Annotated in this window: 22 protein-coding genes; 17 read left to right on the top strand and 5 right to left on the bottom strand. The window is 29.0% G+C overall.

From position 1 onward, the window contains the following. Position 1: 1 nt before the first annotated feature. Positions 2-886, bottom strand: a complete 885-nt coding sequence (locus tag H2279_RS00680; RefSeq protein ID WP_337195250.1) for a hypothetical protein — start codon at positions 884-886, stop codon at positions 2-4. Between the two features lie 91 nt (positions 887-977). Here H2279_RS00680 and lgt point away from each other — a divergent pair, with 91 nt between their 5' ends. The 9 genes from lgt (at position 978) to H2279_RS00725 (ending at position 12,631) form a co-directional block, all read left to right on the top strand. After that, positions 978-1,793 (top strand): prolipoprotein diacylglyceryl transferase, encoded by an 816-nt coding sequence (gene lgt, locus H2279_RS00685; RefSeq protein WP_337195251.1) that lies wholly within the window; start codon positions 978-980, stop codon positions 1,791-1,793. Between the two features lie 63 nt (positions 1,794-1,856). Further along, entirely contained in the window at positions 1,857-2,579 is a 723-nt protein-coding gene (locus H2279_RS00690; protein ID WP_337195252.1) for a fumarate reductase cytochrome b subunit, read from the top strand. Between the two features lie 38 nt (positions 2,580-2,617). Next, positions 2,618-4,609 carry a fumarate reductase flavoprotein subunit gene (locus H2279_RS00695; protein ID WP_137623214.1) on the top strand — a complete coding sequence of 664 codons (1,992 nt, stop codon included), beginning with the start codon at positions 2,618-2,620 and terminating at the stop codon, positions 4,607-4,609. After that, entirely contained in the window at positions 4,602-5,327 is a 726-nt protein-coding gene (locus H2279_RS00700; protein WP_137623213.1) for a fumarate reductase iron-sulfur subunit, read from the top strand. Before H2279_RS00695 ends, H2279_RS00700 begins: the two co-directional genes overlap by 8 nt. A 27-nt stretch (positions 5,328-5,354) precedes the next feature. Then, a complete protein-coding gene (locus H2279_RS00705) occupies positions 5,355-7,535 on the top strand; it encodes a dynamin family protein (protein WP_337195253.1) in 2,181 nt (726 codons plus the stop codon). After that, entirely contained in the window at positions 7,525-9,351 is a 1,827-nt protein-coding gene (locus tag H2279_RS00710) for a dynamin family protein (RefSeq protein WP_337195254.1), read from the top strand. Before H2279_RS00705 ends, H2279_RS00710 begins: the two co-directional genes overlap by 11 nt. 2 nt (positions 9,352-9,353) lie before the next feature. Continuing rightward, positions 9,354-10,064 carry a tetratricopeptide repeat protein gene (locus H2279_RS00715; protein ID WP_337195255.1) on the top strand — a complete coding sequence of 237 codons (711 nt, stop codon included), beginning with the start codon at positions 9,354-9,356 and terminating at the stop codon, positions 10,062-10,064. A gap of 115 nt (positions 10,065-10,179) precedes the next feature. Then, positions 10,180-10,908, top strand: a complete 729-nt coding sequence (locus H2279_RS00720) for a gluconate 2-dehydrogenase subunit 3 family protein (protein WP_337195256.1) — start codon at positions 10,180-10,182, stop codon at positions 10,906-10,908. A 1-nt stretch (position 10,909) separates the two neighbouring features. Then, on the top strand, positions 10,910-12,631 hold the full coding sequence (locus tag H2279_RS00725; protein WP_337195257.1) for a GMC family oxidoreductase: 1,722 nt from the start codon (positions 10,910-10,912) through the stop codon (positions 12,629-12,631). 86 nt (positions 12,632-12,717) lie between these two features. Here H2279_RS00725 and H2279_RS00730 read toward each other — a convergent pair whose 3' ends face one another. Next, positions 12,718-13,419 (bottom strand): putative metalloprotease CJM1_0395 family protein, encoded by a 702-nt coding sequence (locus H2279_RS00730; protein ID WP_337195258.1) that lies wholly within the window; start codon positions 13,417-13,419, stop codon positions 12,718-12,720. Between the two features lie 102 nt (positions 13,420-13,521). On the opposite strand from H2279_RS00730, the gene H2279_RS00735 reads away from it, so the two are divergent. Together H2279_RS00735 and H2279_RS00740 are read left to right on the top strand one after the other, a co-directional pair. Further along, the gene (locus H2279_RS00735) at positions 13,522-13,884 is read left to right on the top strand and encodes an HIT family protein (RefSeq protein ID WP_337195259.1); all 363 of its coding nucleotides are present in this window, start codon (positions 13,522-13,524) and stop codon (positions 13,882-13,884) included. A 67-nt stretch (positions 13,885-13,951) separates the two neighbouring features. After that, entirely contained in the window at positions 13,952-14,524 is a 573-nt protein-coding gene (locus tag H2279_RS00740; protein WP_337195260.1) for a YceI family protein, read from the top strand. An 8-nt stretch (positions 14,525-14,532) separates the two neighbouring features. On the opposite strand, the gene H2279_RS00745 is transcribed toward H2279_RS00740, so the two are convergent. Together H2279_RS00745 and H2279_RS00750 are read right to left on the bottom strand one after the other, a co-directional pair. Further along, positions 14,533-15,486, bottom strand: coding sequence for a hypothetical protein (locus tag H2279_RS00745; protein WP_337195261.1), 954 nt, complete (start codon positions 15,484-15,486; stop codon positions 14,533-14,535). A 54-nt stretch (positions 15,487-15,540) separates the two neighbouring features. Continuing rightward, a complete protein-coding gene (locus H2279_RS00750; protein ID WP_337195262.1) occupies positions 15,541-15,756 on the bottom strand; it encodes a transcriptional regulator in 216 nt (71 codons plus the stop codon). Between the two features lie 190 nt (positions 15,757-15,946). Here H2279_RS00750 and H2279_RS00755 point away from each other — a divergent pair, with 190 nt between their 5' ends. The 4 genes from H2279_RS00755 to H2279_RS00770 all read left to right on the top strand — a co-directional run bounded on the left by H2279_RS00755 (position 15,947) and on the right by H2279_RS00770 (position 18,815). Continuing rightward, positions 15,947-16,393, top strand: coding sequence for a hypothetical protein (locus tag H2279_RS00755; protein ID WP_337195263.1), 447 nt, complete (start codon positions 15,947-15,949; stop codon positions 16,391-16,393). A gap of 97 nt (positions 16,394-16,490) precedes the next feature. Then, entirely contained in the window at positions 16,491-18,068 is a 1,578-nt protein-coding gene (locus H2279_RS00760) for an ABC-F family ATP-binding cassette domain-containing protein (protein WP_137623201.1), read from the top strand. Further along, on the top strand, positions 18,058-18,393 hold the full coding sequence (locus H2279_RS00765) for a hypothetical protein (RefSeq protein WP_137623200.1): 336 nt from the start codon (positions 18,058-18,060) through the stop codon (positions 18,391-18,393). Before H2279_RS00760 ends, H2279_RS00765 begins: the two co-directional genes overlap by 11 nt. Before the next feature lie 59 nt (positions 18,394-18,452). Further along, positions 18,453-18,815: a hypothetical protein gene (locus tag H2279_RS00770; protein WP_337195264.1), complete on the top strand. Its 363-nt coding sequence runs from the start codon at positions 18,453-18,455 to the stop codon at positions 18,813-18,815. A 22-nt stretch (positions 18,816-18,837) separates the two neighbouring features. Here H2279_RS00770 and H2279_RS00775 read toward each other — a convergent pair whose 3' ends face one another. After that, positions 18,838-19,422 carry an IMPACT family protein gene (locus H2279_RS00775; RefSeq protein WP_337195265.1) on the bottom strand — a complete coding sequence of 195 codons (585 nt, stop codon included), beginning with the start codon at positions 19,420-19,422 and terminating at the stop codon, positions 18,838-18,840. Between the two features lie 108 nt (positions 19,423-19,530). Between H2279_RS00775 and H2279_RS00780 the strand changes: the two genes are divergently transcribed. Both H2279_RS00780 and H2279_RS00785 read left to right on the top strand, forming a co-directional pair. Continuing rightward, positions 19,531-20,754 (top strand): hypothetical protein, encoded by a 1,224-nt coding sequence (locus H2279_RS00780; RefSeq protein ID WP_337195266.1) that lies wholly within the window; start codon positions 19,531-19,533, stop codon positions 20,752-20,754. Further along, positions 20,720-21,487 (top strand): type II secretion system protein, encoded by a 768-nt coding sequence (locus H2279_RS00785; protein ID WP_337195267.1) that lies wholly within the window; start codon positions 20,720-20,722, stop codon positions 21,485-21,487. Before H2279_RS00780 ends, H2279_RS00785 begins: the two co-directional genes overlap by 35 nt. Positions 21,488-21,614 lie beyond the last annotated feature (127 nt).

A 21,614-nucleotide genomic window follows, 5' to 3' on the forward strand; every position in this document is an offset into this window, starting at 1 on the left:
TTTATTCAAAAATAATAACTCCATCTTGATTTTTATTTGTATTATTGTTTATATCATTTTCTTTTTTTACATTAGAGTTATCATTTGGAATATTTTTAAAAGTATGGTTAGATTGTTGTGAAGGGTTTTCTTCAAAGGAGGAATTATTATCAAAGCTATTAAATTTTTCAGGATTATTTGAAGATTGTGCTATATCTATAGCTTTTGGAAGATTGTTATAGAGTGTATTTAGGGTATTTTTATAAAAAGCTATAAAACTTCTATCAATTTCAAATGCAGGACGCTCTAAACCTTTATTAAGTTGAGTTGGAACTGTGGATATAGTGGTTTTAAACATATTAATTCCATCATCATTTTTTATAGGATAAGTAAGAGCGATCAAGGAATTTAATTTAGTATTACTTGTTAAATCGGTTGAATTTTGGGGATTGTGAGAGTCAATAAAGTTTATTTTTCCTTGGAATTGAATTCCTAGATTGGATTTAACATAATCCCCACTTACAAAACTATCTGATTTTTGCGGATTTTGTTCTTCTATATAAATGCTGATTAAACTTTTAAGGGTGTAATCAGGATTTGAATTGACTATTTTATAACCTTTAAGTTTTGCTACAGTAGCCATTTGTTCTTCTAAATTTTCTTTTAAAAGTTCAATCTCTTTTTCTATGCGAATTTTAAGTACAGAATTTTCAAAATAATCAGAATAATTATTATTTTGTTCTATGTTAATGGGCTCAAGAGCAATGGTAATTCCAGAATCTATAGATTCCGTTTTAATAGGGGTTTGAGGTTTAAAATTAGGCATCGAAACATTTACAAAGGTGCTACTGGTATTGCTACAAGCACTTAAAAATAAAAAAATAAAAATAAAAAAATATTTTTTCATGATTTATCCTTGTCAATGATTAAAATTATATAATTATAGCAAGTTAAAGTTTTTTTGCTATATTTTAGAAAACAAAAATTTAGGAAAATATATGGAATTTTGGAGACATATTTATTCAAATTTTGATGTTGTTGCGTTCAGTGTTTTTGGACTCAAAGTGCATTGGTATGGAATTATGTATGTACTAGCTTTGATTTTAGCTTTAGCTTTAGCTAAGTTTTTTTCCAAAAAGATGAATATGGGCATTAGTAATAAATGCTTGGATAGTTATTTTGTTTGGGTAGAAATTGGAGTGATTTTGGGTGCAAGGCTTGGATATATTTTAATCTATGATAGTCATACAATGTATTATATTACTCATCCTTGGCAAATTTTTAATCCTTATGTTAATAATGAATTTGTAGGAATTCGTGGTATGAGTTATCATGGAGCTATTATTGGTTTTTTAATAGCAACTTTTTTATTTTGTAAAAAACACAAAGAAAATCCTTGGAAATTTTTAGATTTAGTAGCTTTAAGCGTGCCTTTAGCTTATGTGTTTGGACGTATTGGAAATTTCTTAAATCAAGAACTTTTTGGCCGTATAACTGATGTGCCTTGGGGAATTTATGTCAATGGAGTTTTAAGACATCCATCTCAGCTATATGAGGCTTTTTTGGAAGGCATTGTTGTTTTTATTGTTGTTTATATGGCAAAATTAAAACAAACTTTTTGCGGAGAATTAATCATTGTTTATGCTTGTATGTATTCTTTAGCACGTTTTATTTGTGAATTTTTTAGAGAGCCTGATTTTGGAATAGGTTTTGTGCTTTGGGGGATGAGTATGGGGCAAATTTTAAGTTTGATCATGCTTATTGTTGCATTGTTATTTTATGTTTGGATAAAATTTAAAAAAGTAAATATTTAATTTATATTAAAGATTATTGTAATATAATCAAAAGTTTTTTTATTTTTTTGTAAAGGAGTATAGATGAGTGGGCTTATCGAAGGTTATTTGGGTAAGAGCATTGAAGGCAAAAAAAGCAAAATGCCTGCAAAATTAGACTTTATCCAAAGTGCTTCAGGTCTTTTTTTAGGTCTTTTTATGTGGGCGCATATGTTTTTCGTGTCTACAATTTTAGTAAGCGGGGATTTTTTTAATTCTGTTGTTCATTTCTTAGAATTAAAATTTGTTTATAATAATCCTATCATGAGTTATATTACCTCTTTTTTAGCAACTTGTGTTTTAGTGATATTTTTTGTCCATGCTTTATTGGCTATGAGAAAATTTCCTATTAATTATCGCCAATATCAAATTTTAAGAGTGCACGCTAAAACAATGAAACATAGCGATACTTCGCTTTGGTGGGTTCAGGCATTGACTGGATTTTTAATGTTTTTTTTGGGTTCTGCTCATCTTATTTTTGTCATTACAAATGCGGATAAAATCAGCGATGCTATGTCAGGAGATAGAGTAATAAGTCATTTTATGTGGCTTTTTTATGCTGTGCTTTTAGTATGCGTAGAGCTTCATGGAAGTATAGGTCTTTATAGGCTTTGCGTTAAATGGGGTTGGTTTGAAGGAAAAAATGCAAAAGAAAGCAGAAAAAAACTTAAAGTAGCTAAATGGGTTATAAGTATATTTTTCTTATCTTTAGGTATTTTAAGTCTTTTAGCTTTTGTAAAAATTGGTTTAGCAAATTATCAAATTTAACCATTGCAATGATATAAACTTACTAATGGAGCAAATTTATGAATATACAATATAGTGATGCTTTGGTAATAGGCGGAGGTTTAGCAGGTCTTAGGGCTGCAATTGAAGTTGCAAAAAGTGGTCAAAGTGTGACACTTTTGAGTATTTGTCCGGTAAAACGTTCTCACTCTGCAGCCGTTCAAGGAGGAATGCAAGCAAGTCTTGCAAATGGTGCCAAGGGTGAAGGAGATAATGAAGATCTTCATTTTGCAGATACAGTTAAAGGAAGTGATTGGGGTTGTGATCAGGAAGTAGCAAGAATGTTTGCACAAACCGCTCCAAAAGCTGTTAGGGAACTTGCAGCTTGGGGTGTGCCTTGGACTAGAGTAACAAAAGGACCAAGAACTGTAGTTATTAATGCACAAAAAACAGTTATTGAAGAAAAAGAAGAAGCTCATGGCCTTATTAATGCACGTGATTTTGGTGGAACCAAAAAATGGAGAACTTGTTATATAGCTGATGCAACTGGGCATTGTATGCTTTATGGTGTAGCAAATGAGGCTATTAAACATCAAGTTAAGATTATTGATAGAATGGAAGCGGTAAGAATTATCCATGATGGTAAAAAATGTTTAGGTGTGATTGCAAGAGATTTAACTAATGGACAATTGATCGCTTATATCGCACGTGGAACTATGATAGCAACAGGCGGTTATGGAAGAATTTACAAACAAACCACTAATGCCGTTATTTGTGAAGGCACAGGCGCAGCTATAGCTCTTGAAACAGGACTTTGCAGACTTTCAAATATGGAAGCAGTACAATTTCATCCAACTCCTATAGTTCCAAGTGGAATTTTACTTACTGAAGGTTGTCGTGGAGATGGTGGAATTTTACGTGATGTAGATGGTTATCGTTTCATGCCTGATTATGAGCCAGAGAAAAAAGAACTTGCAAGTCGTGACGTTGTTAGTCGTAGAATGATGGAGCACATTAGAAAAGGAAAAGGTGTTAAAAGTCCTTATGGGGATCATTTATGGCTTGATATTTCTATACTGGGTCGTGCTCATGTTGAAAAAAATCTCCGCGATGTGCAAGATATTTGTAAAACTTTTAATGGAATTGATCCGGCTGATGAGGGTCCAAAAGGTTGGGCGCCAGTTTTACCTATGCAGCATTATTCTATGGGCGGAATTAGAACTAAGCCAACCGGTGAAAGTCAATGGTTAGATGGTCTTTTTGCTTGCGGCGAAGCGGCTTGTTGGGATATGCATGGATTTAATCGTTTGGGTGGAAATTCTTGCGCCGAAACTGTAGTTGCCGGAATGATTGTAGGGGATTATTTTGCACAATATTGTAAAAATAACGGAGAAGTTGTTGATACAAATGTTGTTAAAGAATTCTTAAGTAAAGAATATCAATATCTTAAATCTTTAGTAGATAAAGAAGGCAAACATGATGTTTTTGAAATCAAAAACAGAATGAAAGAAATTATGTGGGATAAAGTAGCTATTTTTAGAACTGGAGAAGGACTTAAAGAAGCTGTTGATGAATTGGAAAAACTTTATAAAGATTCTTTAGATGTTAAAGTACATTGTAAAGAGCTTGATTGTGCTAATCCAGAACTTGAAGAAGCGTATAGAGTTCCTAGAATGTTAAAAATTGCACTTTGTGTTGCTTATGGAGCGCTTTTAAGAACAGAAAGTCGTGGAGCACATTATAGGGAAGATTATCCAAAAAGAGATGATTTAAATTGGATGAAAAGAACAAATACTTATTGGGTTGAAGGTGAAACCTTACCACGTGTAGAATATGAAGATCTTGATATTATGAAAATGGAAATGCCACCGGCATTCCGTGGATATGGAGCAAAAGGTAATATTATCGAAAATCCTTTAAGTGAAAAACGCCAAGCTGAAGTGGATGCAATCCGTGAAAAAATGGAAGCAGAAGGCAAGAGTCGTTATGAAATTCAAGATGCTTTAATGCCTTATGAACTTCAAGCAAAATTTAAAAAACCAAATCAAAGAATAGGAGTGGATTATGAGTAGAAAATTAACTATAAAAGCATTTAAGTATAATCCTTTAAGCAAAATTTCAAAACCACATTTTGTAACTTATGAGCTTGAAGAAACTCCTTTTATGACTGTTTTTGTATGCTTGACTTTGATTCGTGAAAAGATGGATGCTGATCTTAGTTTTGATTTTGTTTGTCGTGCTGGAATTTGCGGATCTTGTGCCATGATGATCAATGGTGTGCCAAAACTTGCTTGTAAGACTTTGACAAAAGATTATGAAGATGGTGTTATTGAACTTATGCCTATGCCAGCGTTTAGACATATTAAAGATTTGAGCGTGAATACTGGAGAATGGTTTGAAGGTATGTGTAAACGTGTTGAAAGCTGGGTTCATAATGAAAAGGAAACTGATATTTCAGCACTAGAAGAACGAATAGAACCTGAAGTTGCGGATGAAACTTTTGAACTTGATCGTTGCATAGAATGTGGAATTTGCGTTGCTTCATGTGCAACTAAGCTTATGAGACCTGATTTTATAGGAGCTACGGGACTTTTAAGAACAGCAAGATATTTACAAGATCCGCATGATCATAGAAGTATAGAAGATTTTTATGAATTAGTCGGTGATGATGATGGTGTTTTTGGATGTATGTCTTTACTTGCTTGTGAAGATAATTGTCCTAAAGATCTACCTTTGCAAAGCAAAATTGCTTATATGAGAAGACAACTTGTTGCACAAAAAAATAAATAGATTATTCCCCTTTTTTAAAGGGGAAACATGAAAGATTTGCTTCAAAAAATTTGGCAAAATAAACTTCAATTTTTAGATTTTAATCTCAATTTTGAGGATAAAAATATTTTAGATGTATCAGAACTCGCTATCATTTTAAGCGTAAATCAAGAAAATTATGAAAGATATTTTCTTTTAAATGAATTTAAAATTATTTTTGAAAAAATTCATTTAAGAGTGGATATTTTTAGCATTCAAAAGGCACAAATTTGTGCGATAAATCTTTGTAAATCAGGATGGGTTAAAAAACAAGAATTATTAGATGCTTTGCAAATTTTGCAAAAAATTTCAGATAATTGTGAAGTTTTTAATTTCATTGAAAAAATGGAAATAAAAGCTGTAGATAAAAAAGAACTTTTTTTAAAAAAATGTGATCAATTAGATATTATTGCTTTAGAGCTTTGTAAATTAAGTTTTGATGAGAATGCAAAAATAAGACTTCATAAAAAAATAGATAAATTTAAAAAATTAGATTTTAATATCGCAGTGACTGGAATTATGAATTCAGGGAAATCTAGTTTTTTAAATGCCCTTTTAAAAAAAGATATTTTAGGGGTATCGAATATTCCAGAAACGGCTAATTTAACTCTTATAAGTTATGGTGCGAATAAAGAAGTTATGATTTATTTTTGGGATAAATATGAGTGGCAAAATATATTAAAAACTTCTAGCTTTAATGAAGAATTAAAAGCTTTTTTCGATCGTTTGGTTTTAGAGCTTGATATTGATAAATATATAAAAGATGAGGCCTTAAGTCAAAAAATTAATTTAGAAGATTTAAAAAATTTTAGTTCTGCTAAAAATAATATTTCGGCTTTGATTAAAAAAATAGAGATTAAAAGCGATTTGGAATTTTTAAAAAACAATGTTTGCATTGTTGATACTCCTGGGCTTGATGATGTGGTTATTCAAAGAGAAATTTTGACAAATGAATATTTAAAAGAGAGTGATTTTTTAATCCATCTCATGAATGCTTCACAAGCATTAACTCAAAAAGATATCGAGTTTTTAACTCATTGTTTATTAAATTCACGTTTGAGTAAATTTTTAATCATCTTAACAAAAGCTGATCTGCTAAAAAAACAAGAGCTTGATGAGGTGAAAAATTATATTAAAAAGGTTCTCAAAGAAAAGCTTAAAGATGAAAATTTAGTCGCAAAGATTGACTTTTTATCAGTAAGTGCGAAAATGGCCAATGATTTTTATAAAAATCTTGCAAGTGAAGAAAGTCTTGAAAAAAGCGGAATGAAGGAATTTGAAAATTATTTATTTAATGAGCTTTATTCTGGAGAAAAAAGTAAAATTGCCTTAGAATCTTATAAAAAAGAATTATTATTAGAGTTAGATTATCTTTTAAAAGAATATGAATTGCAAAATAAATTTATACAAGAAAAAGAACAAAATTTAGACGAACAAAACAAGCAATTTTTACTCCAGATGCAAAATCAAAAAAAAATATTAAAAGAAGCCAAAGATGAGATTTCAAATTCTATTGTGGAACTTCAAAATTTAGAAAGTGGGATTGATAATCTTGTATTATTACTCGCAAAACAGCTTAAAGATAGGCTAGTTGATGAATTAAAATATTTTAAAAATAAATCTCAAAAAGTTGATGTAAAACGTATTTTAATGATTATAGATACAACGATTAAAGATGGTATAAGCGATATTTTAAGAGAAGTTAAATTTAAAAATATGAAAAAAATTGAAGAATTAAAACTTCATCTGTCTTTGAAATATGATTTTTTAAAAGAAAATTTTAGTAATGATTTTGAAAATTTTAAAGATAAAATTTCTAAAGATATAGAAAATATTTTCAATGATGAAAAAATAATATTACTAAAACTTGAAATTGAAAATATTGTAAATCAAAATATTGATTTATTTAATCTTGAGATCAAATTGACTCAAAGCATTAATACTGTTTTTCAAAATTTCAATTTTGAAAATATTTTGCAAAGTCTTGATATCAATGGAGCATTTTTTCATTTTTTAGATAAAAAACTTCAAGATTATGAAGAAATTCAAAAAGAAAAGCTAAAAAATATTGAAGATTTAATGAATAAAATCAATGATAAAAATAGCAATATACTCACTTCTTTTGAAGATAATTTACAAAATATTGCTAAATTAAAACAGCTTAAAGTGGATCTTTTACATGCAAATTAATATTTTAAATGATTTTATAAGTTCTTATGAAAAAGCTTATATTAATCATTATGATGATAGTTTTAGCGGAAAAATTAAAACAATTTGTCAAAATCTTAATGAACCTTTTATGCATCCAAGTCGTGAATTAAGCAAAGAATTGCAAGAGTTATGTTTTTCATTAGATAAAAATATCAATATAGCAATTATCGGGCAATTTTCTAGCGGCAAATCAAGTCTTTTAAATTTGATCTTAAAAAAAGAATGTTTGCCTACAGGCGTCATTCCTGTAACTTTTAAGCCAACTTTTTTACATTATGCAAAAGAATACTTTTTAAGAGTGGAATTTGAAGATGGTAGCGATTTGATTACTGAAATAGAAAATCTTGCTCTATATACAGATCAAAGAAATGAGATTAAAAAGGCTAAAAATTTACACATTTTTGCTCCGGTGCCTTTATTGAAAAAAATCACTCTTATTGATACTCCTGGTTTGAATGCAAACGAAAATGATACCTTAACCACACTAAGCGAGTTAAAAAATATCCATGCAGCTATTTGGTTAAGTTTAATTGATAATGCAGGGAAAAAAAGCGAAGAAGAGGTTATCAAGGAAAATACGGAAATTTTAGGCGAATATAGTATTTGTGTTTTAAATCAAAAAGATAAATTAAATGAACAAGAACTGGATAATGTTTTAAATTATGTTAGAAAAAATTTTTCTCAATATTTTAAAGATATTATCGCTATATCTTGTAAAGAAGCTAAAATTCAAGAAAGCTATAAGTATTCTAATTTTGAACTTTTAATTGATTTTTTACAATCTATCGATGATCAAAAAGTAAAGGAAAAATTTACAAGAAGGAAAATATTTAATTTATGCAAAATTTTAGACAATGAAAATAAGCTTTTTTTAGATATTTTTGATCAACTTTTTTTAAATTTTCAAACTTATGAAGAACATGCAAATTCTATATATGAAGGATTTTTAAAAGAAATTGAAATTTTAAATCATCAAATTTTAAATCAATTAAAAAGTATCGGTGAAAAAATTTCAAATGAAATTTTTAATTGCATTAAAGAAAAAGAAGCTTATTTTTATCAAAAATCAAAAAAAATTTTAACAAAAAATTTATACGTAAAATATGCCTATAAAATACCTTACATTTCAACTGATGATACTTATTTATCGATGTTTTATCATTCAGATTCTATGAATAAAGAATTTAAAAAAATTAAAAATGAAATTTATCATTCTTTTGAGCAAATTAAGGAAAATTTAGTCAATTTGATAAATGTTTTGGAAAAGAAAATTTTATTTTTTAAATCAGAATTTTCAAACATTCAAAAAGATAATGTTTTTCAAAGCGATAGAAATTTTAGTGAGCTTAGAGTTTTTTCAAATGCGAGTGAAGAATATTTTTTAAAAGACTTTAAAGAACTTTTGTTTAAAAATGCATTAGAGCTTGATTTATTTTTTGAAAAACTCAATTTAAAAGCTTTTGCAAATTATGAAAACGCGACAAGACTCACCCTTAGCTTTTTAAGTGATAAAATAAATCAAAGTCGCACCCTTTATGAGTTAGATAGCTCCGAATTTGCTTTATTTTATCCTAAAAAAAGTGAAATTTATGAAAGGGTTTTAAAGGAGCTTAATGTTTATGAATTTGAAAATTTATTGATTGATAAGCCAGTTATTATAAAAATGATCAAGAATTTTTTTAAGGACAATAAAATTTTAATCGAAAATAAAAAACATTTTATAGAGCTTAAAAAAACAGAACTTGATAAAAGAAAAAACCAAATCATTAAATCTTTCGAACTTTTAAAGGAATAAAAATGCTAAAAAGAATTCTAATTTTAATATCGATTTGTTGCAGTTTCGTTTTTGCTTTTAGTGATTTAGAAAGAGCCCTGCAGCTTTATGAAGAAAATAAATTTTCTAAAGCGTATGATATGTTTAAAAAACTTTGCGAAAAAGATAGTGCAAAATCTTGTTTTTCTATGGCTTATATGCTTGAAAATGCTCAAGGAATTTCAAGAGATCTTAACACTGCTTATAAACTTTATAATAAAGCATGTAATTTAGGTTTGCCTGAAGCTTGCTTTAACATGGGGCTTATTTTGCAAAATCAAGGCTATGCGAACGAATCAATTTTGGCTTTTAATAAAGCATGTAATTTAGGAGATGTGAAAAGTTGTAACAATATAGCTCTTTTTTATGAAAAAGATAAAGATGGAAAGATGGCGACTTATTTTTACAAAAAATCTTGTCAGTTAAAAGACGCTGCTGCTTGTTATAAATTGGGTTTTTTATATGAAAAAGGGGAATTGGTAAGGCAAAATGTAAAATATTCCCTATCTTTTTATTTTAAAGCTTGCAATTTAGGCTATGCTGAAGCGTGTTATCTTCTTGGACGCTACAACCAGCTTGAAACAAAAGATTTGCAAAAGGCTAAAATTTATTTTGGTATGGCTTGTGATAAAAAACATAAAGAAGCTTGTGCTGCTTATAAAGAATTAAACTCTAAAACTATAGAAATTTATTAGAATTTCTATAGCTCCCCATCAATTTTAGTAATATTTATTATTTTTCTAATTTAAAGTCTAGTTAATATTAATAAGAGTAACATAATCTTAATTGCGTATGTAAAGGAGAAACAAAATGCAAGATAATATTATAGATAGAAGAAGTTTCTTTAAATTAGGACTTCTGGGTGGCTCTGTTGTAGCTGCAAGTACTTTAGGTGGTGGTGCTGTATTAAAAGCAGCAGAGCTTACAGGTTCTCCAAAATCTTTACAAACTAAATCAAACAAAATTAGAGGTAGAATGTTTTTTCAAACTCAAACTGAATTTGATATTCTGAGTGCAGCTTGTGAAAGAATTTATCCTAAGGATAAGCAAGGAGAAGGAGCTATTGGTCTAGGTGTTCCTTATTTTATTGATAATCAATTAGCCTCGGCGTATGGATACAATGATAGAGAATATATGCAAGGGCCTTTTATAGATGGCAAAAAAGAGCAAGGATATCAAACCCCTATGAAACGTAAGGATATTTTTTTAGAGGGTGTTCATGCTCTTGAAGAAAATGCTAAAAAACGTTATAAAAAATCTTTTTCTTCGCTTAGGGGAAAAGAGCAAGATGAAATTTTAAGAGATTTTGAAAAAGGTAAAATTCAAACTGTAGGTTTTAAATCTTCTTATTTTTTTACCCTTTTAAGAGAAATGACAATTGCAGGTGTTTTGGCAGATCCAATTTATGGTGGAAATGACAATAAAAATGGTTGGAGAATGATGCAGTATCCTGGTGCTCAAATGAGTTATATTGATAAAATTTCAAGTGATGAATTTTTTAATATCGAACCTGTGGGTTTAGCAGATATGGAGGATTAAAATGGCTGAAGTATTAAAAAAGATAGATGTAGTAACAGTAGGCGCAGGTTGGACAGGCGGTATTATAGCTGCAGAACTTACAAAAGCGGGACTTCATGTCCTTAGTTTAGAACGAGGACATATGCAAAGTATTGAAAATTTTAATTTTATCCATGATGAGTGGAGATATGGAATTAATTATGGTTTAATGCAGGATTGTTCCAAAGATACGGTTACTTTTAGAAATGATTTTAAAGAATTAGCTTTGCCTTATAGAAAAATGGGTTCTTTTTTGCTTGGAAACAATGTTGGTGGTGCTGGAGTACATTGGAATGGTTGGACTTTTAGATTTATGCCTTATGATTTTGAAATCAAAAGTAGAAGTTTTAAGCGATATGGAAATAAATTAGGCGATGATTATACTTTGCAAGATTGGGGCTTAACTTATGAGGATATGGAGCCTTATTATGATAAATTTGAAAAAACTTGTGGAATTTCTGGAGAGCCAAACCCACTTGCTGAAAAAATGGGTTCTTTTAGATCAAGTCCTTATCCTCAAAAACCTTTAGAAAATACAAAAATACTCAAACGTTTTGAAAATGCAGCTAAGGAGATGGATTTACATCCATTTAGATTGCCAGCGGCTAATTCAAAATCTAGTTATATTAATCCAGATGGTCAAGAATTAGCTCCTTGTGAATATTGTGCTTTTTGTGAAAGGTATGGTTGTGAATATGGAGCAAAGGCAAGTCCTATAACAACGGTCATTCCCAAAGCTATGAGTACAGGTAAATATACCATACGCACTTATAGCAATGTTACGCAAATTCTAAAAAAAGACGGTAAGGTTACAGGGGTTAAATTTGTAGATACTCGAACGATGAAAGAATATATTCAACCTGCTGATATAGTCGTGCTTACAAGTTATGTGTTTAATAATGCTAAACTTTTAATGGTGAGTGATATTGGATCACAATACGATCCAAAAACAGGCAAGGGTACTTTGGGTAAAAACTATTGTTATCAAATGAATATGGGCACAACTGCTTTTTTCGATGAGCAATTTAACACTTTTATGGGATCCGGTGCGCTTGGAACAACTTGCGATGATTTTATAGGAGATAATTTTGATCACTCTAAAGAAAAATTTCTTCACGGGGCTATGATTTATAGTGTCCAATCCGGAAGTCGCCCTATACAATCAGCCCCAGTCCCTCAAGGAACTCCTTTATGGGGTGCTGAATTTAAAAAAGCCTTAAACTATAATTTTACAAGAAATATTTATATTGGAGGTCAAGGGGCTTCTTTACCACATAAAAATAATTATTTAAGTTTAGATCCGACTTATAAAGATGCTTTCGGGATGCCACTTTTACGCTTAACTTATAATTTTACAGATCAAGACAGAGCTTTGCATAAATTCATTACAGATAAAACAGCTCAAATAGCACAAAGAATGAAAGGTGTAAAATCAATTAAAAAAGGTTCTTATCTTAAAAATTATAGCATTGTGCCTTATCAAACCACTCATAATACTGGTGGAACAACCATGGGTGCAAATCCTGAAATGAGTGTCGTAAATACTTATTTGCAACATTGGGATGCGGATAATCTTTTTGTTGTAGGTGCTGGCAATTTCCAACACAATAGTGGTTACAATCCAACAGATACTGTAGGAGCTTTAGCTTATCGTTGTGCTGAAGGGATTTTGAAATATCATAAAAGTGGAAAAATTCTTGCTTGAAAGCTTTTGCTTTCAAGCTTATTGATGATACAATGTCTTAGTATTTTTTGCATCAAAATAAATAAAATCAAAGTATATTTAGAGTATCAAGAAGCGATACTAAAATGAATGTAATTATTTTTAGAATTTTGCTGATAAGTTGTAGCGACGAATTTTTTAAATTTTTTATCCGCGGTTTCATCAGGGGATGATTGTTTAGAATTTTTTGAATCTACATTATCTGATTCTTCTGTTTTTTCCTTGTTTTCTTCTTCTTTTTCTTTAGCTTCTTCAGCTTTTATTTTCATCGCTTCTGCTCTAGCTTCAAATTCCATTTTTGTTGCATTTGCAGCCACTTTGTAATCTTGTGGGCTAGGATCTGCAGGAGCCATAGCCGCGGCTACAATTTGACGAGCATTAGCTATCGTTTCTTCAGGGGTGTTTCCTTTTTGCATACTGATAGGAACTTCACCTGCAGTAGCATACATTTGATTATCAGGTCCTCTAGTGTAAGTAAAACTTGCAGCTCCAGCTAATCCACCACCAGCGGCTTGATGCGCGGTTTCATGTGCTTTTACATTTCTATCTATATTTTGGAGTTCTCTAAGTTGCTGAATTTGTTTAGCGTCAAGTTCAACGCCATTGATCATTTGTGTATCTTGTTGATTATTTTCTTTAGATGAGGTATCATCGTCATTTTTTGTATCTATAGAATCATTATCTTTTAAGTCTATAGAATTACCATTTTTTGAGTCATTAGAAGAGTGATTAAAATGATAATATGAGCTATAATTTAAGCCAATTTGCATTTATTCTCCTAATGTTTTTTAGAATTTTATCCATTTTATCTTAAAAATTTGATAATTTTTGTAAAATATTTTTTATGATTTTTAATTTAATAAGGCGTAAAAATGATTTATAAAAACGATTTAATTTACATAGAAAAAGAAGAGTCTCAAATTCCTTGGATCAAGATTTTTACTCAGTATCCTTATAAAGAATTAAGCGATTGCCCAAGTGATTTACAAAGAGAACTTTTTGATAAAATTTTACTTTGTGAAAAAGCTATGATTGAATTTTATAATCCAGAAAAAATCAATATAGCCTCATTTGCAAACTATGTTCCAAGAGTTCATTTTCATGTAATGGCTCGTTTTAAAGATGACGCTTATTTTCCAGAATGTATGTGGGGAAAACAGCAAAGAGAAATGAAAGATTTAAAATTGCCAAATTTTGATGATTTTGTGAAATTTTTACTCAATACTTTAAATTGATATTAATTATTGATTATTTTTTCTTTCATATAATTTCTTTGACCAAAATTATTATTAAAGGAAAAAAATGAAAAAAATTCTACTAAGCTCTTTAGTTGTTGCATCTTTTTTGAGTACAGGTTTATTTGCACAAGAATATACTTTAGATAAAGCTCACACAGATATCGGTTTTAAAATTAAACATTTGCAAATCAGCAACGTAAAGGGAAATTTTCAAGATTATAGTGCAGTTATAGATTTTGATCCTAAAACTTATGAATTTAAAAAACTTGAAGCTGTAATCAAAGTAGCCTCTGTTAATACTGATAATCAAACTAGAGATAATCATTTAAGACAAGATGACTTTTTTAAAGCAAAAAAATATCCTGATATGACATTTGTAATGAAAAAATATGAAAAAATTAGTAAAGAAAAAGGAAAAATGACAGGGATCTTAACCATAGCTGGAGTTTCAAAAGAAGTGGTTTTAGATACTGAAATAGGCGGTATGGCTAAAGGAAAAGACGGCAAAGAAAAAGTAGGCTTTTCTTTAAATGGAAAAATCAAGCGTTCTGAATTTAAATTTGGCGCTGGAACTTCTACACTTACTTTAGGTGATGATATCACTTTAAGTATTGATGCTGAAGCAAACGAAAAATAATATCAAATCTAAGAGAGCTTTTCTCTTAGATTTTCTAAAATATAAGTTAAACTTTTATCCTTATTTTCTTCCCATATAAGTTTAAATTCTGGTTTAAAGCTTTCATTTTCTAATTTTAATTCTGTATTTTTTAAAGTCGATTCTAGAAAAGCAAGATGATTTAAAGCAGTATTTTTGTCATCAAAAATTAAAATAAAATCATAGTTTTGTATAAAAATTTTTGTCTTAAAGCGTTTTAAAATTTTAGCAATTTGTTTTAAAATAAGCTTGACATAAGATTCTTGAGTGTATTGCAATTCATTAAAATGAAGCAAGGCGATGATGTAATGATCTTTTCCTTTAAGATAATGCATCAATTTTTTTTCATTGGGCAATTTTGTCAAAGCATCAAAAAATAAATTTTGATATATTTGATACAAAATAACAAAGCAAAAAATCAAACTAGCAAATTCAAAGTATTTAACACCACAAAAAAAATCAAATAAAAATTGTAAATTTGCTCCAACAAAGGCTAACAAAAGATAATATTCTTTTCTTTTAAAGCTTTGTATAATCAAGATAAAACCACAAAGGATAAAAAATAAAAAAGCAAGTTCATTGATCGGTTTAAGTAAAATTAAATTTAAATGAAAGTCTAAATTACTAGCATTGAAATTGGTGTTATTTGGAAGGATAAAACCTAAAATTGCTATAAAAATGATGATTAAAAAAGAGCTAAGATTGCTTTTTTCTAAAATTTTATTGGATATTTTTTTTACTCCAAGTAAAACAAAAATCAAAGGCAAAAATAAAGAAACAAACAAGTGAGCTTGAAATATACTATTGAAAAAATAAGGCAAATGAAAGATAAGTAAAGCAAGAGTGATAAAAAATATACGCGTATTTTTAAAATAAAAAGCTAAAAATAACGTTAAAATTTCAAAAATCAAACTAAAATAACTTAAAAAATCTAAAAAAAACATCAATCAACCTTTAAATAATAAAAATTGAGAATTTTATATAAAAAAACTTAAAAATTAGTCTTTGTTAAATTTTGAGATTTCTTCTTGGATTTTTTGTTCCATATGAAGGAGTTCTTCGTAGTCTTTTTTCTGCTTTTCTAAAAGTTCATCAAATTTAAATCCTAGCATGACAATACGATATAAATTAGGTTTATATTTTCTCCAGTTATATAGTGTGCTTACATCAACATCAATTTCATACGCCATGTCGCGTTTGCTTTTTTTGATCATCTAATTCCTATTAAAATTTTTAAAATTCTACATTAGTTTTTCTTTATTAAAAACATTTGAAATATTCAATTATTTATTATAAGAATATTTAATATTTATTAAGTTAATATATGGAATAATTTTTCAATATAAATTAATTAGATCAGCTTAATTTTTTATATTGATAAAAATTCTTAATGAAAGGAAAAAAATGAAGATTAAACATTTTATACGAATAAAAGGTCCTGCTAATTGTGGAAAAACAGCAACAGTAAACTGGACTTTTTTAAAAATTTTAAAACAAAAATCAAGTAATTTGATTAAAATAAAAGCTACTGAAGGTGAGGATTTTATAGCTTTAATTGATTTTAAAAATGTATTATTAGCTTTCATCAGTCGTGGAGATTCTAAAGAATGTTGCGAAGAAGATTTCGATGAGCTTTCGAAATTTGTTAAAAAAGACATTGATATTATAATTTTTTCAACAAGGTCTAGAGGTGGTACGGTGGAATTTTGGAATGAAAAGTTGCAAAAAAATAATAAAAATGCTTTTGATTATATTTTAAAAAATTCCCATTGTGAAGAAGAAATTTTTGCTTATATAAAACAGCAAAGCCAAACGCTTTTTAATGAAATTAAAAAATTGACACATTTTTAAATAATTTTTAGAGCAATAAAACATTGCCCTAAATTCCAATCAAACTAAAATCAAGCTTTTTTTCGCTACAATTTTTCAAAAAATCTAAGGAATCTTTATGGTTGAAGTAAGAAATCTTACCATGCGTTTTGCAAATCAACTTTTATTTGAAAATGTCAATTTAAAACTCGTTCGCGGGCAAAGATATGGACTTATAGGCGCTAATGGTGCTGGAAAATCAACTTTTTTAAAAATTCTTTCAGGTGAAATAGAATCAAGTAGCGGTGAAGTTGTTTTTGATGAGGGCTTAAGGATCGCAGTTTTAGGGCAAGATCAATTTGCTTTTGAAAACTACACCATTAAAGATGCGGTTATGTGTGCCAATAAAAGATTATATGAGGCTTTAAAAGAAAAAGAAAAGCTTTATATGAGTGAAGAATTTACCGATGAAATCAATGAACGCTTAAGCGAACTTGAAATGATAACGGCTGAAGAGGATCCAAATTACGATTGTGAAACGCGTTGTGAAAAAATCTTAAGTTCTTTAAAAATCAAAGATTTTGATGCTTTGATGAGTACTTTGCAAAGCGCAGATAAATTTAAAGTTTTACTTGCACAAGTATTGTTTTTAGGTGCAGATGTGCTTTTTTTAGACGAGCCTACAAATAACCTTGATTTAGAGGCAATTTCTTGGCTTGAAAATGAACTTTTAAGACACGAGGGAACTTTGGTAGTGATCTCTCACGATAGGCATTTTCTTAATAAAATTTGCACGAGAATTTTAGATGTTGATTTTAAGCAAATTCGAGATTTTGCTGGAAATTACGATGATTGGTATATGGCTTCGACGCTTTTAGCAAAACAAGCTGAACTTAAACGCGATAAAACTTTAAAAGAAAGAGAAGAATTAGAAAATTTTATCCGCCGTTTTAGTGCAAATGCGTCTAAGGCAAAACAAGCCACAAGTAGGGCTAAGGCACTTGAAAAATTAGAGCTTGAGGAAATTAAAATTTCAAGTCGCAGGGATCCTAGTATCGTTTTTCGCTTAGGAAGAGAGATTGGCAATGAAGTTTTAGAGCTTAAGGGAATTTCTAAAGCTTATGAACATAGTTTATTTTCAAATTTGGAACTTAAGATAGAAAAAAATGATAAAATTGCTTTAATCGGAGCAAATGGCGTGGGTAAATCAACTTTGGCAAAAATCATTGCAAATGCCATCACTCCAGATAGTGGTAATTTACATTTAGGTGCAACTATAGAGCTTGGATATTTTCCACAAGATACGAGTAATATCATCAATGAAAATTTAAAGCTTTATGAATGGCTTATGAGTGAAAAATTTAAAGATTTAGATGAGATTAGAAAGTGTTTGGGAAGAATGCTTTTTAGCGGAAGCGATCAAGAAAAAATGGCCGCAAATTTAAGCGGAGGTGAAAAGCATCGCTTGATGCTTTCTCGTCTTATGCTAGAGCGTCCAAATTTTTTACTTTTAGATGAACCTGATAATCATCTTGATCTTGAAAGTATTATTGCTTTAGGAGAAGCTTTGTATAATTTTCAAGGTGTGGTGCTTTGTGTGAGTCACGATAGGGAACTCATCAGTTCTTTTGCTAATCGTATTTGGGAACTAAAAGATGGAAAACTTTTAGACTTTAGAGGAAATTATGAAGAATTTTTAGGAGAAAATAATGGCTAAATTTAGAATTCAATACAGTGCAGGTTTTGGGCATTTTACTCAAAATCATAAAGGTTTTGGTCCGACTATTTATATCGAAGAAGTTGTGGAATTTGATAACGGAAAAGATTATTTTGATTATATCGATTTTTATAAGACTTATTCTAAGCCTGATGATACCTATTTTCACATCAGCTTTTTAGAGGATAGACCTTTAAGCGATAAAGAAATTACTATACGCAATGAATACCGAAAAATGCGTGATGAAAACTGCAAAAAAGCTAAAGAAAATTTTATAGCAAATCGCGAAATTGATGTGGAGTATGTCCCAACTCATCACGATTGATTTTTAAAAGGAACGATTTTTGCTTGCATAATTTTTGCATATTTTGAAAGGAGAAAGTTATGCAAGTAGGTTACAAAACCATAAGCTCGTATGAATACGATGCTATCAGTGGTCAGTATAAAAAAGTGGATAAAGAAGTTGAGGATTATTCTTCTAATTCTGATTTCACAAGTCTTTTAGACAGATTAGGTGAGAATGAAAATTCGCAGAATTTGGATTCTAAAATAAACAATGAGAGTTCAAATTCAAATCATTCTTTAAGCACATACGCTCAAAATTCAAATGTTTATGCTTATCGTTTTAGACAAAATGAAGGGGATCTTTCTTTAAGATCTCAAAGTGCAAGTGTGCATAATGATCTTTTAAATCAGAATGAACAAAAGAATAGCTCTCTTTTGAATGATTTATTAAGTGCAATTTAATCAAAGTCCCATTTATGGGGCTTTACCGCCTTTGTATTTCTAGAGGTGTAAAATTTTTACAAAATATCTCAAATTTTTCTTTTTCATTTTTGCTAACATAAAAACTCAAAATCACTCTTTCATCTATAAAATCGCGTTGAAATTTTAAAGCGTTTGAATTTAAAAAATGCTCCAAGCGTCCAAGATTTTTTATATTGATAGCAATTTCAATTTTTTCTTTAATTTCAAAAGGCATTAAAGTTGAATGACAGATCACTTCATTAACAGCATCACTATATGCCCTTACAAGTCCGCCTGTGCCAAGTTTTATCCCGCCAAAATATCTTACCACAATGACAGCTGTATTGATCAGATCAAAACCTCTTAAAACATTTAAAGAAGGCATTCCAGAGGTTCCTTTAGGTTCGCCATCATCACTTTTATCTTCTACAATTTGATTAAAATCATTTAAATATCTATAAGCATAGACAAAATGCACAGCTTTTGGATGCTCTTGTTTTAAATTGCTTAAAAGTGTTTTAAAATGTTCATAAGGACAAAGAAAAGCTAAAAAAGTGGATTTTTTGATTTCAATACTGCTTGTATAAATTTGAGTGACAATTTGCATTTTAACCTTAGGTGAATTAAAAATTTATATATAGCTTGATTAAACTAAGCATAGTATCAATTTTAAGCTAAATTTATAATTTAAGATTAATTTGCTAGAATTAAATTCATGAAAAAAGTCAAAAAAACGCATTTTATTATTTTATTGATCTTTGATTTTTTAGCCCTTTTTTATGGAATTTCTACTTTAAGTATCAGTAGTGATGAAGCTGAAATTTATTTTGGAGAAAGAAATTCTCTTTTATTTTTTTCGCATGATTTGCTTTATTATCTGACTCATTTTGGAACTTTTATTTTGGGTCAAAATGATTTTGGCTTAAGATTTCCTATTTTGTTTTTTCATTTTTTAAGTTGTTTTTTACTTTATAAATTAGCACAAAAATATACCAAAACGTCTCTTGATACCTTTCTTTCGCTTTTGCTTTTTATTTTACTTCCTGGCACTGTTGCGAGTGCTTTATTGGTCAATGAGGCCGCTATAGTTATTTTTTTAACATTAGCAATACTTTGTGCTTACGAGTATGAGAAAAAATGGCTTTTTTATCTTCTTTTGATCCTTTCTTTGTGTGTGGATAAATCATTTAATATTTTATTTTTAACCTTTTTCTTTTTTGGAATTTATAAAAAAGATTTTCTTTTATTGAATTTATCTTTGATACTTTTTGGGATCAATATCAGTTTTTACGGCTTTGATATAAGCGGACGTCCAAGAGGGTATTTTTTAGATACTTTAGGAATTTTCTCCGCTTGTTTTTCTCCGCTTGTTTTTATTTATTTTTTTTATGTTATTTATCGTTTGATGTTTAGAGAGAAAAAAAGCTTGCTTTGGTTTTTGATGAGTATTACTTTTATTTTTTGCTCCTTGCTTTCTTTAAGGCAAAAACTTTATTTGGAAGATTTTCTTCCATTTTGTGTTATTTGCACTCCTTTGATGATAAAAACTCTTATGGAAAGCTATCGCGTAAGATTGCCTGTGTTTAGATTGAAATATAAAATTTTTATAGAATGCACAGTTATTTTTTTGCTATTTTGCTATTTTGTCATTATAGGAAATCAATTTTTATATTATATAGTTTCAAATCCTAAAAGAAATTTTGCAAACAATTACCATTTTGCCAAAGAATTAAGTCAAGAATTAAAAAAGCAAAATATTTTTGCGATCAGAGTTTCTGATGCCTTGCAAAAAAGATTAAAATTTTATGGGATCAAAGATAGCAATACTTTTTATTTAAGTGCTATAAAAAATGATAAAGAAGATGATAAAAATCAAAAAATAATCAAAGTAAAGTTAGGCCAATTTGAAAAAAAATATCAAATCAAAAGCTTTAAGTAGGGCTTTTACTCTTTTAGAACTTGTTTTGATTATTTTTATTTTAGGCATTGTTATTTCTATAGTTAAAATCAATATAAAACAAGACAGATCGATTTTAGGCGCAAAACAAATTCTTAACGATATCAATTATCTTAGAAATTTAGCCATGATACAAGAAAGTTTTAGAAATTCAGATCTAGCAGTGGCCAAAAGAGAATGGTATAAAAGCAGATGGCAACTCTATTTTATCAAATCTGCAGCGACTGATTATGAGCAAACTTATACTATTTTTTTAGATAAAAATGGCGATGGTAATGCAAATTTAGGTAAAACAGATATCAATATCGATAGAGAAATTGCCATAGATATCTTAAATCCTAAAAAACTCATGAATTCAGGACAAAGTGGAGTGATCGATAAGGATGATGAAAAAGCAACCAAAAGATTTAATATTTTTAAAACTTTCGATATAGAAAAAGTTGAATTTAAAGGATCTTGTAGTGGTTCGACAAGAATTGTTTTTGATGAAATGGGAAGATTATATTCCCCACTTAAAAATTCCAAAAGCCTCTATGATAAAAATTTAGCAAAAAGCGGCAAAAATTGCATCATTCGCTTAACCTCCAAATACAAACGTCAAATTTGCATAGTGATTGATCCTTTAAGTGGATATACTCATATTCCTAAATTTAGCAATTTTAATCAACAATCACTCATCTACAATGGAAAAATAACAGAGTGTTCTAAAATTTAGTTAAAAATAAAATTTAAGCATCATACAAAGTAACTTCTACATCTTAGTTATTTTAATCATATTTTTTAAAATTAAAAATCTTAATTTTTACAAATGATCTAAAAAATACATCCACTATTAAACCACT

The sequence above is a fragment of the Campylobacter sp. B0100352/1 genome, assembly GCF_020135855.1.
GTDB lineage: Bacteria > Campylobacterota > Campylobacteria > Campylobacterales > Campylobacteraceae > Campylobacter_D > Campylobacter_D taeniopygiae.

Bases quoted from the DNA above. Each gene is read 5' to 3' on its own strand.
- H2279_RS00740 (WP_337195260.1), top strand. From the start codon at position 13,952: ATGAAAAAAATTCTACTAAGCTCTTTAGTTGTTGCATCTTTTTTGAGT.
- H2279_RS00725 (WP_337195257.1), top strand. From the start codon at position 10,910: ATGGCTGAAGTATTAAAAAAGATAGATGTAGTAACAGTAGGCGCAGGT.
- H2279_RS00775 (WP_337195265.1), bottom strand. From the start codon at position 19,422: ATGCAAATTGTCACTCAAATTTATACAAGCAGTATTGAAATCAAAAAA.
- H2279_RS00695 (WP_137623214.1), top strand. From the start codon at position 2,618: ATGAATATACAATATAGTGATGCTTTGGTAATAGGCGGAGGTTTAGCA.
- lgt (WP_337195251.1), top strand. From the start codon at position 978: ATGGAATTTTGGAGACATATTTATTCAAATTTTGATGTTGTTGCGTTC.
- H2279_RS00730 (WP_337195258.1), bottom strand. From the start codon at position 13,419: ATGCAAATTGGCTTAAATTATAGCTCATATTATCATTTTAATCACTCT.
- H2279_RS00760 (WP_137623201.1), top strand. From the start codon at position 16,491: ATGGTTGAAGTAAGAAATCTTACCATGCGTTTTGCAAATCAACTTTTA.
- H2279_RS00700 (WP_137623213.1), top strand. From the start codon at position 4,602: ATGAGTAGAAAATTAACTATAAAAGCATTTAAGTATAATCCTTTAAGC.
- H2279_RS00770 (WP_337195264.1), top strand. From the start codon at position 18,453: ATGCAAGTAGGTTACAAAACCATAAGCTCGTATGAATACGATGCTATC.
- H2279_RS00720 (WP_337195256.1), top strand. From the start codon at position 10,180: ATGCAAGATAATATTATAGATAGAAGAAGTTTCTTTAAATTAGGACTT.
- H2279_RS00755 (WP_337195263.1), top strand. From the start codon at position 15,947: ATGAAGATTAAACATTTTATACGAATAAAAGGTCCTGCTAATTGTGGA.
- H2279_RS00710 (WP_337195254.1), top strand. From the start codon at position 7,525: ATGCAAATTAATATTTTAAATGATTTTATAAGTTCTTATGAAAAAGCT.
- H2279_RS00735 (WP_337195259.1), top strand. From the start codon at position 13,522: ATGATTTATAAAAACGATTTAATTTACATAGAAAAAGAAGAGTCTCAA.
- H2279_RS00715 (WP_337195255.1), top strand. From the start codon at position 9,354: ATGCTAAAAAGAATTCTAATTTTAATATCGATTTGTTGCAGTTTCGTT.
- H2279_RS00780 (WP_337195266.1), top strand. From the start codon at position 19,531: ATGAAAAAAGTCAAAAAAACGCATTTTATTATTTTATTGATCTTTGAT.
- H2279_RS00680 (WP_337195250.1), bottom strand. From the start codon at position 886: ATGAAAAAATATTTTTTTATTTTTATTTTTTTATTTTTAAGTGCTTGT.
- H2279_RS00750 (WP_337195262.1), bottom strand. From the start codon at position 15,756: ATGATCAAAAAAAGCAAACGCGACATGGCGTATGAAATTGATGTTGAT.
- H2279_RS00745 (WP_337195261.1), bottom strand. From the start codon at position 15,486: ATGTTTTTTTTAGATTTTTTAAGTTATTTTAGTTTGATTTTTGAAATT.
- H2279_RS00705 (WP_337195253.1), top strand. From the start codon at position 5,355: ATGAAAGATTTGCTTCAAAAAATTTGGCAAAATAAACTTCAATTTTTA.
- H2279_RS00690 (WP_337195252.1), top strand. From the start codon at position 1,857: ATGAGTGGGCTTATCGAAGGTTATTTGGGTAAGAGCATTGAAGGCAAA.